Below are 15,724 nucleotides of genomic sequence, written 5' to 3' on the forward strand. Positions count from 1 at the left end.
GCACTCAACGCACTAACGCACTCACGCACTGAGTTCCCGTGATCGAGCCCGTATTTGAAGTCTTTGCCCGCAAGTCGCGGGGCGAGCCGCTGCGCCACATCGGCTTTGTGAACGCCGTGGATGGCGACCTCGCGAAGGTGTACGCGTGGAAGATGTACGACGAGCAGAACTGGGGAGAGATGTGCGTCATCCCCCGCGACGCCATCCTTCCCGTGAATCCTGAAGAAAGCCAGTTCGTCACGATGATGGGACGCGACAGCGAGCAGGAGCTGGTGCACAGCAAGGGGACGGGCTCGTACGGCGGCGCGGAGGTGACGAAGTGAGCGCGATGGATACGGAAGCCCGCGTGGAGAGCGCCGCCGAGCTGTCGGACGACGCCCGCGCCGCGCTGCGCTCGCTGATCCTTACGCTGGCGGACAGCAAGCGCGTGCTGGGCCTGCGCTACAGCGACCGCATGCTGGGCGCGCCCACCCTTGAGGCGGGGATCGCCGCGTCGTCCATGGCGCAGGACGAGTGGGGCCACGCGCGCCTGACCTACGCGCTCCTGGGCGACTTTGGGGACGACCCCAAGGCGCTGGAGCACGAGCGCCCGGCCGCCGAGTACCGCAGCCACCCGGCGCTGGACGCGGGTTTCAATTCGTGGGCGGACTTTATCGCCTGCATTCTGCTGGTGGATACGTCGCTGGTGGTGCAGTACGGCGCGCTGGCGGAAAGCCGCTACACCCCCGCGCACAACCGCGTGCAGAAGATGCTGGACGAAGAGCGCTTTCACTTTCAGTACGCCGCCGGCTGGGTGCGCCGCATGGCCGCCGTGCCGGAGGTGCGCGAGGAGCTGGCCGCGTCGCTGGCGCGCTACCTTCCGCAGGCGCTGCAGTGGCTGGGCGATGACGACGCCTCGGGTGCGGCCAAGCGGCTGGTGGATGAGGGGCTGGTGAGCGCCGGCCCGTCCGACCTGCGCGCCCGCTTTCTTTCCCGCGTGGTGCCGGTGCTGGCGGATGCGGGGCTGGCGGACGGCCTGGGGCTGGAGCGGCGCGACGGCGGCGAGTGGACCATCGCGCAGCCGCTTTCGTTTGATGGATGGAACGAAGAGACGCGCCGGTCGGGCGGCACGCTGGACGAGGAGACGGCCGCCCGCGCCCGCGGCGACAAGAACCGCGCGCTGCTGCTGGACTGATGGCGGAGAGCCCGTCCACCCATCCGGCGGACGAGAACCTGGTCCCCAGGTCCGCGCCCTGTCCGTTCTGCGACGGAACCGACACGGAGCTGGTGAACCCGTTCGGGGGGCAGCTTTCCGTGGCCCAGTACTGGTGCCGCCCCTGCCGCACCGCCTTTGAGTTCATCAAGTGGGACGACCACGAGGACTGATCGCGGAGCCCCCGGCCTTTCTGCCATTCCGAAAGGCCGGGAACTGAGGAAGGGTACAGAGGAACAGACAAAAGCCGGAGGAACAGAGGAAAATCCAAATCCTCTGTTCCTCTGGCTTTCTCTGTTCCTCTGGCTTTCTCTGTTCCTCTGTAGCTGTACCCCCTTCTCTTTTCAGGCGGCCACGGCAGAGAGACGGGGCATCGCCTCGTACCGGACGACGCTCACGAACATCGCATTTGCCGACGCCCATCACAGGTGCCTGGCCACCTGAGTAATGATCGTGCCTATGGGGCATCTGTCTGACCCCAAGACATAAATGGCGCAATTAGGTCGCCCGGTGCTACGGAAAAATCAATAGGGATTTCAGCGCTCCACCCTTCACAAAAGATGATGAACGCGGCTCACTCACATTACCTTTCGTGCCCGTATCTGAAACATGATGATTGTACGACGACACCCACCCAGAGCAGCACGCGTACAAAACGTGTTGAAACAACAACTTGGAAGGGTCTGCTGTTCTCTGCGTAAACTGCAACGGGCTGCTACATGTGTTTCGTGAGGCGGTGCCTGGAGAATTGTTCGGTCAAGGCTTTACAAACATAAACGGAGTAGTTAGGTTCACAGAGATGGCAGGTCGCTAATGGCGCGGTAGTCAGGTATACTCCCGCTCTGATTCTCCCCAGGCAGTTCCTCGGAGGTGGAGTCGAGCGGGCGCTACAAGCCCCAAGCCACTTTCCTTTCCAGACACACAATCTTTTACTCACCCGTAGTACCCCGCACCCACACAGGGAGACTGACGAGCATGGACGCAAAAAAGTATGCTACGCTGGCTTCGGTGGTCGACGAGACGCTGGCCGGGCGCACGGACAACGCACGCACACTGCTCTCCGACCTGGTGGAGACGCAGCTGACCGGCGCGGGGAGCGAGGACCTTCAGTACTACATCTTTGCCTCGGCGCTCTCCAAGCGGCTGGCGTCCGACAAGGCCGCGGAGATCAACCTGTACCTGCGCCAGTTTGAAACCACGCAGATCTCCCTGTTCAACCTTCTCGCGCAGCACCTTCCCACCGTGCAGCTTGCCGGGCCGCTGGCCAACGAGGTGCTGGCCGGGTTCGTGGGCGGCGAGGACGAGGTGACGCTGCTGGACGTGGGCATTGGCTCGGGGCGGCAGGAGGTGGCGCTGCTGTACCTGCTGGCCACGCAGCGCCGCCTGCCGCGCAAGCTGAACATCATCGCCATCGAGCCCGACGCGGGCAGCCTGCTGGAAGCCGGCGAGTCGCTGGCCGAAGCCGCGATGACGCTGGGTGTGGAGCTGGAGTTCCACCCCGTGCACAAGATCGTGGAAGAGCTGGATGACGCCGACTGGCGCTTCTTTGCCTCGTTCGGCACGCCCATGGTGGTGCTGGGTGCCTTCGCGGTGCACCACGTGCGCTCCAGCGGGGGCCTCAACGCCCGCGACGCGCTGTTCCGCCGCCTGCGCGCCCTGGAGCCGGACGCCGTGGTGCTGTGCGAGCCCAGCAGCAACCACAACTCGCCCAGCCTGCGCGAGCGGTTCGCGGCGGCGTGGCACCACTTTGGCCTTACCTTCGGCATTATCGACGGACTGGACATCGGCGGCGCGGAAAAAAGCGCGATGAAGATGTTCTTTGCCCGTGAGATCGAGGACATCGTGGCCAACGCCGAGGAAACCCGCTACGAGCGCCACGAACCCGTGGACGTGTGGGTGCAGCGGCTGCGCGACGCGGGCTTTGCGCCGTGCACCGACTTCTCCATGATCGGCACGCCGGTGTCGGGGCCGGTGCGGGTGGCCGCGCGCGACGGCTACCTGGGGCTGGACTACGGCGACGAGACGCTGGTGGCCATCGTCTGCGCCACGTCGGGCGTGCCCGCGAGCGCCGGCCGCATCTCGCCCATGCTGCTGGAGCAGGTGGCCTGACCGGAAGCTTCTCCGGCAAACGTGGCCGGGCTCCGCGACCTGCGGGGCCCGGCCACTCCGTTTCCGTCCCACCCCGCTTGCCGCGCCACGTTGTGGAAGCGGCTTTTTTGTCCATCTAAGTCAATTTGCGGCACCGTGTTGCACTTTGCCAAACCTTGACATGAAAGGGATGCGCGGTTATCTATGCGCTCCATCTGAGACACGGGACTGTAACAGACGGCGTAAACTCCGCCATCTCTCCGGGACCCTCTCGTCGCACCATTGCCCATCCACACGCAGCACGGATACGCTCATGGCTACGCTGACCGCAGAGACGCCGGTGCTTTCCTCCCGCTTTACGCCCGACGCCACGGTGAGCGGCGGCAACATCCTGTCCATGCTGGCGGCGATGGGCCCGTTCCGTAAGCGCGGCGAGCAGATCCTGCAGGACCACGGCATCTTCGAGGTAACGCCCGAGGGGTGGTACCCGCTGCTGGCATATGTGCTTTCCCTTCGCGCCATCGGCGAAAAGATGGGACCCAACACCCTCTTCCAGATCGGCCGCCAGATCCCCAACCACGTGCCGCTGCCGCCGGGGCTGGACACGTTCGAAAAGGTGCTGGCCTCGTTTGGCATCGCGTTCGACATGAACCATCGCGGCGCCAGGCCGGGGGCGATCACCTTCGACCTCAAGGGCGCCCGCGCGGCCACCATCAAGACCGGCACGCCGTACCCCTGCGACTTTGACCGCGGCGTGATCGCCGGCTTCTTTCAGCACCTGCTGCGCGTCCGTCCGCAGGTAGAGCCGGTCGCGGGCGAGCCGTGCAAGGGCAAGGGCGGCGAGACGTGCACCTACGCCGTGACGCTGCCGGCGGTGTGATGCATCCGTCGGCTCCGGCCGATGGGCGGGCGCTCCCTGTGGGGGCGCCCGCTTTTTCGTGCCGGCCAATTCAGGGGCCGCGCCGCCAGCCACCGGGGGCTAAAGCCCCGCGGCTATCCATGCCATAAGCCCCGCCCTGGGCTCGCGGAGCTCGCCCGGCGGGGCTTCACCCGCTCGTGTCGACAAGGGCCGGCGCGCGTGGAAGGCGAGGCGCGTCGACCAGACCCACACCAGCGGAGACGGGCCGCGAGCGTGTGCGACGTTTTATACCCTCTCCCGCTTGCGGGAGAGGGTGCGAGCCTAAGCGAGCGGGTGAGGGCCCTTTCGCCTTGCGGAGCGCCGCTCATTTCACCACCGTGCGGGCGGCGGCGTGTGCATGGCACGGCGCCACTCTCCCCTCCTGACACCGCGCGGAATGACCGGCTTTGCCTCCGTCGTCTTCGACTGCGACTCCACCCTTGTTGAGGTGGAGGGGATCGACGAACTTTCCGGCCCGTTCCGCGCGCAGATCTCGGCCCTGACCGACGCGGCCATGGACGGCTCGGTGCCGCTGGAAGAGGTCTACGGGCGGCGGCTGGAGATCATCCAGCCCACCCGCGCGCAGCTGGACGAGGTAGGCGCCACCTACGTCCACACGCTGGTGCCCCACGCGCGGGAGACGGTGGCGGCGCTGCGCTGGCTGGGCAAGACGGTGCGCATTGTCTCCGGCGGGCTGCTGCCGGCGGTGCTGGCCGTCGCGCGCGAGCTGGGGATGGATGACGCCGACGTCGCCGCCGTGGCGATCCGCTTTGACGAGGACGGCGAGTACGCGGGGTTCGACCGCGAGTCGCCGCTGGCGCGCAGCAACGGCAAGGCGCAGGTGATTGGCGCATGGAACCTTCCCCGCCCCGCGCTCCTGGTGGGCGACGGCGCCACGGACCGCGAGGCGCGGCCGGCGGTGGACGCGTTCGCCGCCTACGCGGCCGTCGTGGAGCGCCCCGCCGCCGTGGACGGCGCGGACTACGTGCTGCGCGAGCCCGGCCTTGCCGCCGTGCTCGCCCTCGCCTGCTCGGAAGAGGACCGCGCGCGGCTGGCGGAGAGCCCGTGGGCGGGGTTGCTGGACGCTTCGGCAGGCTACGCGTCCGGCGGTTGAAACCGCGGCTGGAACTTCACCAAGTCCGCCTTCGCGGACTGCAAGGCAGTCGCCGGTGGGTTCTGGAGAGTGTGGCGCGAGGGGCAGTCGCCCCCCTCCCCGTCCCTCCCCCACAAACTGCGTGGGGGAGGGAGGTGCGACGCACCCAGTCGCAGCGGGATCGACGTCCACCTCCCCCAGGGTTGTTTGGGGGAGGTGCGAGCCTGAGCGAGTAAGGGGGCGCCCGCAGACGCTCCCGTTCGCAGCGGGATCGTAGTTCCCCCCTCTCCGTGAGGAACGAACGGGGAGGGGCCGGGGGAGGGGCACCCCGGCGGGCGCAGTCCAACGCACGTCGCCGCGTCCCACATCCAGCTCCGCTTCCGTCCATCATCCACACGACCATACGCGACCACGCGAACACGTGACCGATACCATGCCGGACCTGCCGCCGCGGACCGACTTCGGGCGCTTCTTTCTCCCCGGCCCCACCGAGGTGCACCCCGACGTGCTAAACGCCATGACGCGGCCCGTCATCGGCCACCGCGGGCCGGAGCTGTCGTCCATGCTGCGCGACGTGGATCCCGTGCTGCGCGACGTGTTTCGCACCACGCGGCCGGTCTACGTGGCCAGCGCCTCGGCCACGGGGCTCATGGAGGGCGCCGTGCGCAACGGCGTGCGGCGGCGGGCGCTGTCGCTGGTGAACGGTGCGTTCAGCGAGCGCTTTCGCGACCTGGTGGGCGACTGCGGACGCGAGGTGGAGACGTACGAGGTCCCCATGGGCCACGCCCACGCGCCCGACGAGGTGTTTCAGCGCCTGCGCGCGGGCGGGTTCGATGCGGTGACGGTGGTACACTCCGAGACCTCCACCGGCGTCCTGGATCCCCTCGTCGAGATCGCCGACGCGGTACGGCGCGCGGAGACGGAAACCGGCGACGAGATCCTGCTCCTGGTGGACGGCGTCACCAGCGTGGGCGGGATGCTGGTGGAAACGGACACCTGGGGGCTGGACTTCCTTCTCACCGGCTCGCAGAAGGCCATGGCGCTGCCGCCGGGGCTGGCGTTCGGCACGGCGTCGGAGCGGATGATGGAACGCGCCAGGACGATCCCCGGACGCGGCCAGTACTTTGACCTGGTGGAGTTCGACAACTACTGGGGCAAGCACCAGACGCCCAACACCCCCGCCGTTTCGCTGATGTACGCGCTGGCCGCGCAATCCGCGCGCATCGCCGCGGAGGGCGTGGAGGCGCGCGCGCTGCGGCACTGGACCATGGCCGAGCGCGCCTGGGCGTGGGTGGAGGAGCACGGCGCCCGCTGGGGCCTTTCCCTGTTCGCGCCCCCCGGCCGCCGCTCGCCCACGGTCACGACCATCGCGGTGGATGGCGGACGGAGCGGCACGGAGATCTGCGCGGGGATGACGGCGCGCGGCTGGACGCTGGGCACGGGCTACGGAAAGCTGAAGGACACCACGTTCCGCATCGGGCACATGGGAGACCACACGGTGGATGAGTTGGATGCGCTGCTGGCGGCGCTAAAAGAGGTGCTGGGATGACCGACCGCTACCGCGTCCTGGTAACGGACGAGATCGATCCCGAGGGCGTCGCCATCCTGCGCGCCCACCCCATGATCGAAGTGTTCGAAAAACCCACCCGCCCCGCGGCCGAGGTGCTGGAGGAGATCGGCGCGTACGACGCCTTCATCGGCCGCAGCGCCACCCGCGTAAGCCGCGAGCTGCTGCAGCGCGGCGAGCGGCTGAAGGTGATTGGCCGCGCGGGCGTGGGCGTGGACAACGTCGACATCCCCACCGCCACCGAGCTGGGGATCGCCGTCATCAACGCGCCCGGCGGCAACACCGTCTCCGTGGCGGAGCTGGCGTTCGGCGTGCTGATCGGCCTCGTCCGCAACCTGCCGCGGGCGTGGGAGTCCATGCACGCCGGCCGCTGGGACCGGTCGCAGCTGGGCGGCGTGGAGCTGCGGGGAAAGACGATGGCGATCATCGGCGTGGGGCGCATCGGCAGCGAGATGGGGCGGCGGGCGCGCGCGTTCGGGATGCACGTCATCGGCTACGATCCGTACGTGGGCCCCGCCCGTTTCGAGGAGCTGGGAATCGAGCGGGTGGCGCGGCTTTCCGAGGCGCTGGACCGCGGCGACGTGGTGACCGTCCACGTGCCGCTGAACGCCGAAACCCACGGGATGATCGGCGCGCCGGAGCTGGCGCGGCTGCCCCGCGACGCATACGTGCTGAACCTGGCCCGCGGCGGCGTGGTGGTGGAGGACGCGCTGGTGGAGGCGCTGCGGACCAAGCGCATCGCGGGCGCCGCGCTGGACGTGTTCGAGCACGAGCCGCTGGCCGCGGATAACCCGCTGCGCACCGTTCCGAACCTCGTCCTGACTCCGCACCTGGGCGCGTCCACGCGCGACGCGCAGCGCAACGTGGCCATCGAGGCGTGCGAGGCCGTGCGCGACGCCCTGGTCACGGGCGACCTGAGCGCGGCGATGAACGCCACCAGCGTGGGCGGCGCGGGGATGCGCGAGCTGCGCCCCCTGCTGGCGCTCGCGGATCGCCTCGGCCGCCTGGGGCGCGCGCTGGTGCCGGGCGCGCTCACCTCGCTGGAGGTGCGCTACACCGGCGCCCGCGCCGAGGCGCCGCGGCCGCTGCTGCTGGCGGCGCTGCAGGGCGCCATGCGCGACGTGGTGGAGCGCCGCGCCATCAACCTGGTCAACGCGCAGCACGTGGCGGCCGGACGCGGCATCGAGACCGCGTCAACGCACGTGGACGGACGCGGTGAGCTGGGCGAGGAGATCGAGCTGCGGCTGGAGGGCGGCGAGCGCAGCATCCGCGTGGGCGGCGCCGTGCTGGGCGAGACGCACGGCCGCATCATCCGCATCGGCCCCTTCCGCGTGGACGTGGCGCCCCGCGGCGTGATGCTGGTCCTGCGCAACCGCGACGTTCCCGGCGTCATCGGCCGCGTGGGCACGCTGCTGGGCGAAGCGGGCGTGAACATCGCCGAGTACCACCAGGCGCGCCTGCAGGTGGGCGGTGAAGCGCTGGCCGCCGTTTCCGTCGACAGCCGCATCCCGCAGGACGTGATCGAGCTGCTGGCCTCCAAGCCGGAGATCCTGGAGGTTCGGCAGGTGGAGATGGAGTAGGGCCCTCACCCGCTCGCGTAGGCTCGCACCCTCTCCCGCGAGCGGGAGAGGGTGTAAACGTCGCACACGCTCGCGGTGCGTTTCCGCTTTTTGGGTACCTCGTTTGATGCGCTTCACCTCGCCACGCGCGCAGGACCCCGCTGGCACGAGCAGGTGAAGCCCCGCCGGGCGAGCTCCTCGAGCCCGGGAGGGGGCTTATCGCGGTTCGAGCCGCGGGTTCACCCGCCCTGGCCGGGGTTTCGCGCCGATCCCTCCGGCCCCCCCTCCGCCCCCTCCTCACCCGACACCGGCTGGCGGAGCTCGATCAGGAGCTTGAGGACCATCTTGCGAACCGGGCCCATCAGCGGAAGGGTGGAAAGCTGGATCAGCCGCGCGATTAGATCCACGGTGCGCTCCATCAGCCGCCAGGTGCGCACGCGGCCAGGGGAGCGGTCGTGGATCCAGAACAGCACGATCCCCATGTGGTACGTCCACAGGAGCTCCGGCAGCTCCGCCTCCAGATCCTTCGGCAGCTTGCGGTCTTCCGCGCCGTCCACCACCTCCGCGAACAGCTCGATCACCTCGCGCCGCGCGGGGAGCGATTCCTCACTGAAGGGGTTCAGCGGGCTCTCGGGATCCGCCGCGGTGCGGAAGAGGATGCCGGCGAAGCGATGGTACGGCTCGATGGTGCGCAGCTTGGTCTGCATCACCCCCAGCAGCCGGTCGCGCAGCGTGCGCTGTGTCCGCAGCACCTCCCGCACCTCTTCCAGGTGCTCCTGGTGCGTGCGGCCGTAGAACGCCTGGATGAGCTGTTCCTTGCTGCGGAAGTAGTAGTACGCACTCCCCAGTGCCACGCCCGCCCGCTCGGCGATGGCGCGCATGGTGGTTTCTTCGTACCCCCGCTCGCGGAACAGCTCCAGCGCCGTTTCCAGGATCAGCGCGCGCGTCTGCTCGCCCTTCGCGGTCTTTCCCGCCGCCTCGGCCATCCTGCCTCCCTCGGGTTTTCGTCTCCGCTTGAACCTGCGACGGGAGACGCGGCCCGCGCAACGGAGCGCCGCACGACAAGGGACGATGAGGCGCCCGTTATCCGCCTTCTCCGTCGCGCGGTACCCGCAGGCGGCACATGCGGCCGGCCAGCTTCGACAGGGCGAACATGATGCCGAAGACCACGCCCAGCGGCACGGCGATGATCAATCCGCAGGCGACCAGCAACCCGGCCATCTCCAGCGTCGCCCACGCCCAGATCCCCAGCGCCGCGGGAAACGACAGTGTCTCGCGGATCATCGGCCGCTCCGCGGCAGGATGCGGATCGCCACCTTCACCAGCACGCCCACGACGTGGTAGATGACGACGAACGGCGCCAGGAAAATCAGGAAGTAGAGGAACAGATACACCGTCATCCCCATCATCCACCCAAGCGCCGCCCCCACGTCCAGCAGAAACGACGTGGGGGTCGCGTCCATGGCCGTCATCCGTGCGCAGGCACGTGCGCGGCCCGCCAGCGGCGCATGCGCGCAAACACGTACAGGTTGAAGAAGTGCATCATCCCCAGGATCAGCAGCACCGTCCCGATCTTGCGGGCCAGCGCCTCCACGCTGCCGCGAGTCGTCAGGACGGTCACGTCCATGCGCAGCGCAAGGCACACGAACGCAAAGTTGATCAGGTAGAAGCCCACCACCAGCAGGTGGTTCACCGAAACGGCCAGGTCTTCATCGCCGCCGAACACGTCCACCAGAAAGCGGTGGCCGTTGGCGAACAGCGTCCGCGCCACCCACACCGTGAGCGCGATGCTGATGGCAAGGTAGATGGCGTAGGTGATGACGGTGACGTCCATCGGATCCTTCCTTTCCTCATCCAGTAATTTTGAACACGTTCAACTACACCAGTACAGTACATGAGATGATGTGGCCGCGCAAGAGTTTTGTTGAACGGGTTCACATTTTGATCTACCGGTTGCGGAGGTCGGTGCGAAGCCCGAAGTTCGGCGGAGGAGCGGAGAGGCGATCGCAACATTGGGAGGATGTGATGCGGGTGAAGTTCCACACGCTGGACGTGTTTACGGACCAGGTCTTCGGCGGCAATCCGCTGGCGGTGTTCCCGGACGCGGAGGGGATCGCGCCGGAAACCATGCAGCGCATTGCACACGAGTTGAACCTGTCGGAGACGGTGTTCGTTACCGGTGCAGAGGGAGCGACGTTCGGCGTGCGCATCTTTACGCCGCTCGGCGAACTGCCCTTTGCCGGGCACCCCACCGTGGGAACCGCGTTCCTGCTGACGGCGCTGGGGCGGGTGCCGGCGGGCGAGCGCGTCGCGCGGCTGGTGCTGCGCGAAGAGGTGGGGCCCGTGCCCGTGGAGGTGCGGGTGGAGGACGGGCGTCCCACGTTCGCCATGTTCGCCGCGCCGCGCGTTCCGGAGATCGGGCCGCCGCACCCCGCCCCCGCCACGCTGGCCGAAGTGCTGTCGATCGACGAATCCGACCTAGGCGGATCGCTGATGACGGCCAACTACTCCGCCGGCGTGCCCTTTCTCTTCGTCTCCGTGCGCAGCCGCGACGCGCTGGCGCGGGCGCGCGTGGACCTCGCCGCCTGGGAGCGCCACGTGAAGGACGCGTGGGCGCCGCACATCTACGTGAGCACCGACGACACGGGCGAGGAGGGCGTCGCGCTGCGGGCCCGCATGTTCGCGCCCGCGATGGGCATCACCGAAGACCCGGCCACCGGCGGCGCGGCCACGGCCCTTGCCGGGCTGCTGGCGGCGCGCGACGCGGCCACGGACGGCACCTGGGGATGGAAGGTGCTGCAAGGCGTGGAGATGGGCCGGCCCAGCCGCATCCTGATCGAGGCGGACGTGCGCGACGGGCGGGTGGCGCAGGTGCGCGTGGGCGGCGGCGCGGTGCGGGTGAGCGAAGGCGAGATGACCCTTCCCCAGGACTGACCGCGCCGCGCTGACCTTTGCCCCTGCCCGAAGGCCCGGAACTGAGGAAGGGTACAGAGGAACAGACAAAAGCCAGAGGAACAGAGGAAAATCGAGTCCTCTGTTCCTCTGGCTTTCTCTGTTTCTCTATACCTCCTCCTCTTTCAGGCGGCCACAGCAGAGAGACGGGCCGACGCCTCGTACGTGCGGTGCTCAGGAACGTCAGCTCAGCGGCGCGGGCGATCGCGGGGAGAACGTCGAGCGCGCCGGCGAGCGGCCCGACACATCCTGTCCGAATCCCTGCAATCATCCGGCTCCTCGCTTCCTCCCGATCCCCGCTCCGTCATTGGAGTGGGGATCGGTGTCTCCGGCACTCCGGCTTCGTCCACTGAACGCGGCGGACGTTCATTGAACGCGTTCGGAGGCGGATGACGGGCATCGCCATCGGGCACCAACGTCATCCATATCCACCTTTTCCATAAGCACTTACACGATATCGAGACGACAAACGTTCCCCGGAATGCGCAATGCCTCTCCCTAGCCGCGCCGGGGCCGGACTCATCCGGTTCCGCCCGCGTCACCCATCCGGGAGGTCACCATGATCCCACGCCATCCGATTCTCCTCGCCGCGCTGGCCCTGCTTCCCCTTGCCGCCGCATGCGGTAGCAACGACACGGGAGAGGGCGCCGTGGCACCGGCCAGCTACGACGGCGTCGCCACCACCTCCGACACCGCCGGCTATGCGCCCGCGCCGGAACTGAACACGGAGGAGTACGCCCACGTCGCCGAAAACCGCTTTCTGGACGCGCGGGCCACGCCGCTATCCACCTTTGCCATCGACGTGGACCGCGCCTCGTACGCCAACGTGCGCCGCTTTCTGGAGCAGGGACAGATGCCGCCCGCCGACGCCGTGCGCATTGAAGAGCTGGTCAACTACTTCGAGTATGATGATCCCGACCCCACCGGCGACGCGCCGTTCGCTGTGCGCACCGAGGTGGCCGACGCGCCGTGGAACCCGCGGCACCGGCTGGTGCGCATCGGCATTCAGGGACGGCGGATGGACGTGCGCGACATGCCGCCCGGCAACCTCGTCTTTCTGATAGACGTCTCGGGGTCGATGGAGGGCGACCTGCCGCTGGTAAAGGCCTCGCTGGCGCGGCTGGTGGACGAGCTGCGCGACCGGGACCGCGTGGGGATCGTGGTCTACGCCGGCGCGGCGGGGGTGGTGCTGGAGCCCACCAGCGACCGCCGCGAGATCCTGGATGCGCTGGATGATCTGCGGGCCGGCGGCAGCACCGCGGGCGGCGAGGGGATCCGGCTGGCCTACCGGCTGGCGCGCGACGCGTTCATCCCCGGCGGCAACAACCGCGTGATCCTGGCTACCGACGGCGACTTCAACGTGGGCGTGAGCAGCGAGGGCGAGTTGGTGCGGCTGATCGAGCGGGAGCGCGAGGACGGCATCTTTCTCACCGTCCTGGGCTTTGGCACCGGCAACCTGGCGGACGCGCGGATGGAGGCCATCGCGGACCACGGCAACGGAAACTACGCGTACGTGGATGGCGAGGACGAGGCGGAGAAGGTGCTGGTGCGCGAGATGGGCGGCACGCTGTTCACCATCGCCAAAGACGTTAAGGTGCAGGTGGAGTTCAACCCCGCCGCCGTGGAATCGTACCGGCTGATCGGCTACGAGAACCGGGTGATGGCGGCCGAGGACTTCAACGACGACCGCAAGGACGCGGGCGAGCTGGGCGCCGGCCACACCGTCACCGCGCTGTACGAGGTTGTGCCGGCGGGCGCGGGGCGCGGCGGCCGCCCGCGCGTGGACCCGCTGCGCTACCAGGACCGCCGCGCCCGCGACGGCGCCGAGGCCTCCGGCGAGCTGATGACGGTCAAGCTGCGCTACAAGGAGCCGCAGGGCGACGAAAGCCGGCTGATCGAGCGCGCCGTCCGCGACGCCGGCCGCCCGCTGGACGACGCGTCCGACGACCTGCGCTTCGCGGCCGCCGTGGCGCAGTGGGGCATGCTGCTGCGCGGGTCGCAGCACGCCGGCAACGCGTCGTACGAGGACGTGGTCAGCCTTGCCCGCGGCGCCGTGGGCCGCGACGAGCACGGCGACCGCGCGGACTTCGTGCGGCTGGTGCAGTCGTCGCGGCGACTCGCGGAGCGCGGGTCGGATCGCGACGAGGTGGATGCGTTCGACGACGCGGCGGAGATGCGGCGCGGGCGCTGAGGAGGGCTCCTCCTTTGCTGCGTGGCCGATAGGGAGATTTTGATCCCGCTTCGACAGGCATCGCTCTGCGCCCGCGGCGCCCCCTCCGGGCGAGCACCACTCGTCCACCTCCCCCAAAAACCCTGGGGGAGGTGGGAGGTAGCGGATAGTTTCCGATTCGGCGACTCCCATCCAGTACGCCCACACGCGTAAAAAAGCCCCGGCTGCGATGGCAGCCGGGGCTTCGTGCAGGCGGGCAGCGGGCGTGACTCGCGTCAGGCCGCTCCCGCCACGTGCGTTCCGCCGATCAGAAGGCGGCCACGTTCAGGCGCGCGCCCGTCACCGTCTTGCCGTTCAGCGAGACGGTGGGGAGCGCGCTGCTCAGGATGGCGCTCTTGATGGTGGCGGCCGAAGAGCCGGGGTGGTACGCCGCGTACAGCGCCGCGGCGCCGGCCACGTGCGGGCTGGCCATCGAGGTGCCGCTGTAGCTGGCGTAGCCGGAGACGACCGAGCCCTTGCTGCTCGCCGGGACCGTGGAGTACACGCCGCTGCCCGGCGCGCCGATGTCCACCGTGGTGCTGCCGTAGTTGGAGAACGAGCTCATGGCGCCGCTGCTGGTGATCGAGGCCACCGAGATCACGTTGGCGTTGGGGTACTCGCCCGGGTAGCAGGAGCTGGTCTCGCAGTTGTACGCGCTGTTGCCCGCCGCCGCGATGAACAGGATGCCGGCCGCGTTGGCGCGCTCGATGGCGTCCTGCAGCGCCTGCGAAAAGCCGCCGCCGCCCCACGAGTTGTTGGTGGCGACCAGGTTGATGCCATGGCGGGTCTTGAGGTCGGTAAAGTAGTCGACGGCCTTGATGGCGTTGGCCGTGGTGCCGCCGTTGCGGCCCAGGAACTTGCCGCTCAGCAGCTTTACGCTCCAGCACACGCCGGCCACGCCCGTGCCGTTGCCGCCCACGCCGCCGATGGTGCCGGCCACGTGCGTGCCATGGTCGTCGAGGGTGCCGTCGAACACGGAGTTGTTGTTGCCGTCAAAGTCCCAGCCGTACACGTCATCCACGTACCCGTTGCCGTCGTCGTCCACGCCGTTGCCGGCTACCTCGCCCGGGTTCTTGCCGGCGTTGGCGGCCAGGTCCGTGTGGGTGTACATGTAGCCCTCGTCGATGATGCCCACGTACACGCCGCTGCAGTCCGTGTGGTTGGCCGCCCACGCCACGCTGGCGTGGCTGCCGTTCAGGTTGACCGGGGTGCCGGTGCCGCCGTACATCCCCCACAGCGAGCCGTTGGTGAAGTACGTGTCGTTGCTGACGGCGGCGTGCTGGTACACGTAGTTGGGCTCGGCGTACTCTACGTTGGGGTTGGCGCGCAGCCGCTCGATGGCCGCCGCCGTGCCCAGGCCGGAGTGGATCACCGTGAGCCCTTCGTTGTCGCCCCCGCGCTTCATGCTGCCGGTGACGATGCGCTCGCGCACCGCGGCGTTGGCGTGCTGCAGCGCCGCCCCGCGCGCCGCCTGCGCCGCGCCCGGGCGAAACTTCACGATCACCTCACCCGGAACAAAGTTCGGCGCCGCGGCGGCGGCCAGGGCGGGCGCCTCCGCTGCCGGGGCCAGCTGCGTCGGGTTGTCCGCGCACGCGGCCAGGGCCAGCGGCGCCAGGATGAACAGGCTGCGCTTCATGGGGCGTTCTCCAGGGGGCAAATGATCGGGCGCCGGAACTGTGAAGGGCGGCGTCCGGGATGATGGGAACGGGCCTTCCCAAGGCAACCGCCGGGCCGCCTGCGGCAAGTTTTGCAAATCGTTGCCGCACAACGAGATAAACCTCTGCGCTCTATCCACCCTACGGATTTTGGCGCCCCGCCCCGGTGCGCCGCCGCCCCGGAACGGTGCACTTATCAGCCCGCAGAGCACCGTGCGCACCAGATCGCACGCGCCATCCGTTACCATCCGGAGCACGCGGGGCTCCATGAAGAGCATCTGCCCTCCACTACCATCTCCCGGATTTCGATGTGCAGTGAGGGGAACGATTTTCACGCGGAGGCGCGGAGAAAACAGAAGAGGCGCGGAGAGAACGCCCAAAACGCCTCCGCGCCTCATCAGTTCCTCCGCGCCTCCGCGTGATGTTTTTCCGTCGTTCCTCTGATTGCACAACGAACTGCGAGAAATGGTATGGGATAGAGGCGGGGCTCGCGCGGAGGAAACCGGCCTCC

The 15,724-nt window shown here is 68.6% G+C and carries 15 protein-coding genes; 10 read left to right on the forward strand and 5 right to left on the reverse strand.

All coding sequences use genetic code 11. The annotated features are described in order from the left end of the window. Nucleotides 1–38: 38 nt before the first annotated feature. From ACOJUJ_RS17930 to serA, 8 genes are all read left to right on the forward strand, one after another. On the forward strand, nt 39–323 hold the full coding sequence (locus ACOJUJ_RS17930) for a hypothetical protein (protein WP_420128276.1): 285 nt from the start codon (nt 39–41) through the stop codon (nt 321–323). A 5-nt stretch (nt 324–328) separates the two neighbouring features. After that, entirely contained in the window at nt 329–1,174 is an 846-nt protein-coding gene (locus ACOJUJ_RS17935) for a Phenylacetic acid catabolic protein (RefSeq protein WP_420128292.1), read from the forward strand. After that, nucleotides 1,174–1,365: a hypothetical protein gene (locus ACOJUJ_RS17940; protein ID WP_420128277.1), complete on the forward strand. Its 192-nt coding sequence runs from the start codon at nt 1,174–1,176 to the stop codon at nt 1,363–1,365. Before ACOJUJ_RS17935 ends, ACOJUJ_RS17940 begins: the two co-directional genes overlap by 1 nt. An 802-nt stretch (nt 1,366–2,167) precedes the next feature. Further along, complete coding sequence (locus tag ACOJUJ_RS17945; protein WP_420128278.1) at nt 2,168–3,301, forward strand: GRAS family protein; 1,134 nt, start codon at nt 2,168–2,170, stop codon at nt 3,299–3,301. A gap of 292 nt (nt 3,302–3,593) precedes the next feature. Further along, nucleotides 3,594–4,160: a hypothetical protein gene (locus ACOJUJ_RS17950; protein WP_420128279.1), complete on the forward strand. Its 567-nt coding sequence runs from the start codon at nt 3,594–3,596 to the stop codon at nt 4,158–4,160. A gap of 415 nt (nt 4,161–4,575) precedes the next feature. Then, on the forward strand, nt 4,576–5,292 hold the full coding sequence (locus ACOJUJ_RS17955; RefSeq protein WP_420128280.1) for an HAD-IB family phosphatase: 717 nt from the start codon (nt 4,576–4,578) through the stop codon (nt 5,290–5,292). 400 nt (nt 5,293–5,692) lie between these two features. Further along, nucleotides 5,693–6,820, forward strand: a complete 1,128-nt coding sequence (locus ACOJUJ_RS17960) for a pyridoxal-phosphate-dependent aminotransferase family protein (protein WP_420128281.1) — start codon at nt 5,693–5,695, stop codon at nt 6,818–6,820. Further along, a complete protein-coding gene (gene serA, locus ACOJUJ_RS17965) occupies nt 6,817–8,418 on the forward strand; it encodes a phosphoglycerate dehydrogenase (RefSeq protein WP_420128282.1) in 1,602 nt (533 codons plus the stop codon). Before ACOJUJ_RS17960 ends, serA begins: the two co-directional genes overlap by 4 nt. Nucleotides 8,419–8,636: 218 nt before the next feature. Here serA and ACOJUJ_RS17970 read toward each other — a convergent pair whose 3' ends face one another. The 4 genes from ACOJUJ_RS17970 to ACOJUJ_RS17985 all read right to left on the reverse strand — a co-directional run bounded on the left by ACOJUJ_RS17970 (nt 8,637) and on the right by ACOJUJ_RS17985 (nt 10,231). Further along, complete coding sequence (locus ACOJUJ_RS17970) at nt 8,637–9,383, reverse strand: TetR family transcriptional regulator (protein ID WP_420128283.1); 747 nt, start codon at nt 9,381–9,383, stop codon at nt 8,637–8,639. 97 nt (nt 9,384–9,480) lie between these two features. After that, entirely contained in the window at nt 9,481–9,681 is a 201-nt protein-coding gene (locus ACOJUJ_RS17975; RefSeq protein ID WP_420128284.1) for a hypothetical protein, read from the reverse strand. Beyond that, nucleotides 9,678–9,860: a hypothetical protein gene (locus ACOJUJ_RS17980; protein ID WP_420128285.1), complete on the reverse strand. Its 183-nt coding sequence runs from the start codon at nt 9,858–9,860 to the stop codon at nt 9,678–9,680. The genes ACOJUJ_RS17975 and ACOJUJ_RS17980 overlap by 4 nt, the downstream gene beginning before the upstream one ends. 5 nt (nt 9,861–9,865) lie before the next feature. Then, nucleotides 9,866–10,231 carry a hypothetical protein gene (locus ACOJUJ_RS17985; RefSeq protein ID WP_420128286.1) on the reverse strand — a complete coding sequence of 122 codons (366 nt, stop codon included), beginning with the start codon at nt 10,229–10,231 and terminating at the stop codon, nt 9,866–9,868. Between the two features lie 191 nt (nt 10,232–10,422). Between ACOJUJ_RS17985 and ACOJUJ_RS17990 the strand changes: the two genes are divergently transcribed. Both ACOJUJ_RS17990 and ACOJUJ_RS17995 read left to right on the forward strand, forming a co-directional pair. After that, a complete protein-coding gene (locus ACOJUJ_RS17990) occupies nt 10,423–11,331 on the forward strand; it encodes a PhzF family phenazine biosynthesis protein (RefSeq protein ID WP_420128287.1) in 909 nt (302 codons plus the stop codon). A 577-nt stretch (nt 11,332–11,908) separates the two neighbouring features. Then, the gene (locus tag ACOJUJ_RS17995) at nt 11,909–13,540 is read left to right on the forward strand and encodes a vWA domain-containing protein (RefSeq protein ID WP_420128288.1); all 1,632 of its coding nucleotides are present in this window, start codon (nt 11,909–11,911) and stop codon (nt 13,538–13,540) included. Nucleotides 13,541–13,826: 286 nt separating this feature from the next. Here the strand turns inward: ACOJUJ_RS17995 and ACOJUJ_RS18000 are convergent, their stop codons facing one another. Further along, nucleotides 13,827–15,194, reverse strand: a complete 1,368-nt coding sequence (locus tag ACOJUJ_RS18000) for a S8 family peptidase (protein ID WP_420128289.1) — start codon at nt 15,192–15,194, stop codon at nt 13,827–13,829. Between the last annotated feature and the right edge of the window lie 530 nt (nt 15,195–15,724).

The sequence above is a fragment of the Longimicrobium sp. genome (assembly GCF_048594345.1).
In the GTDB taxonomy this organism is placed as follows: Bacteria; Gemmatimonadota; Gemmatimonadetes; order Longimicrobiales; family Longimicrobiaceae; genus Longimicrobium.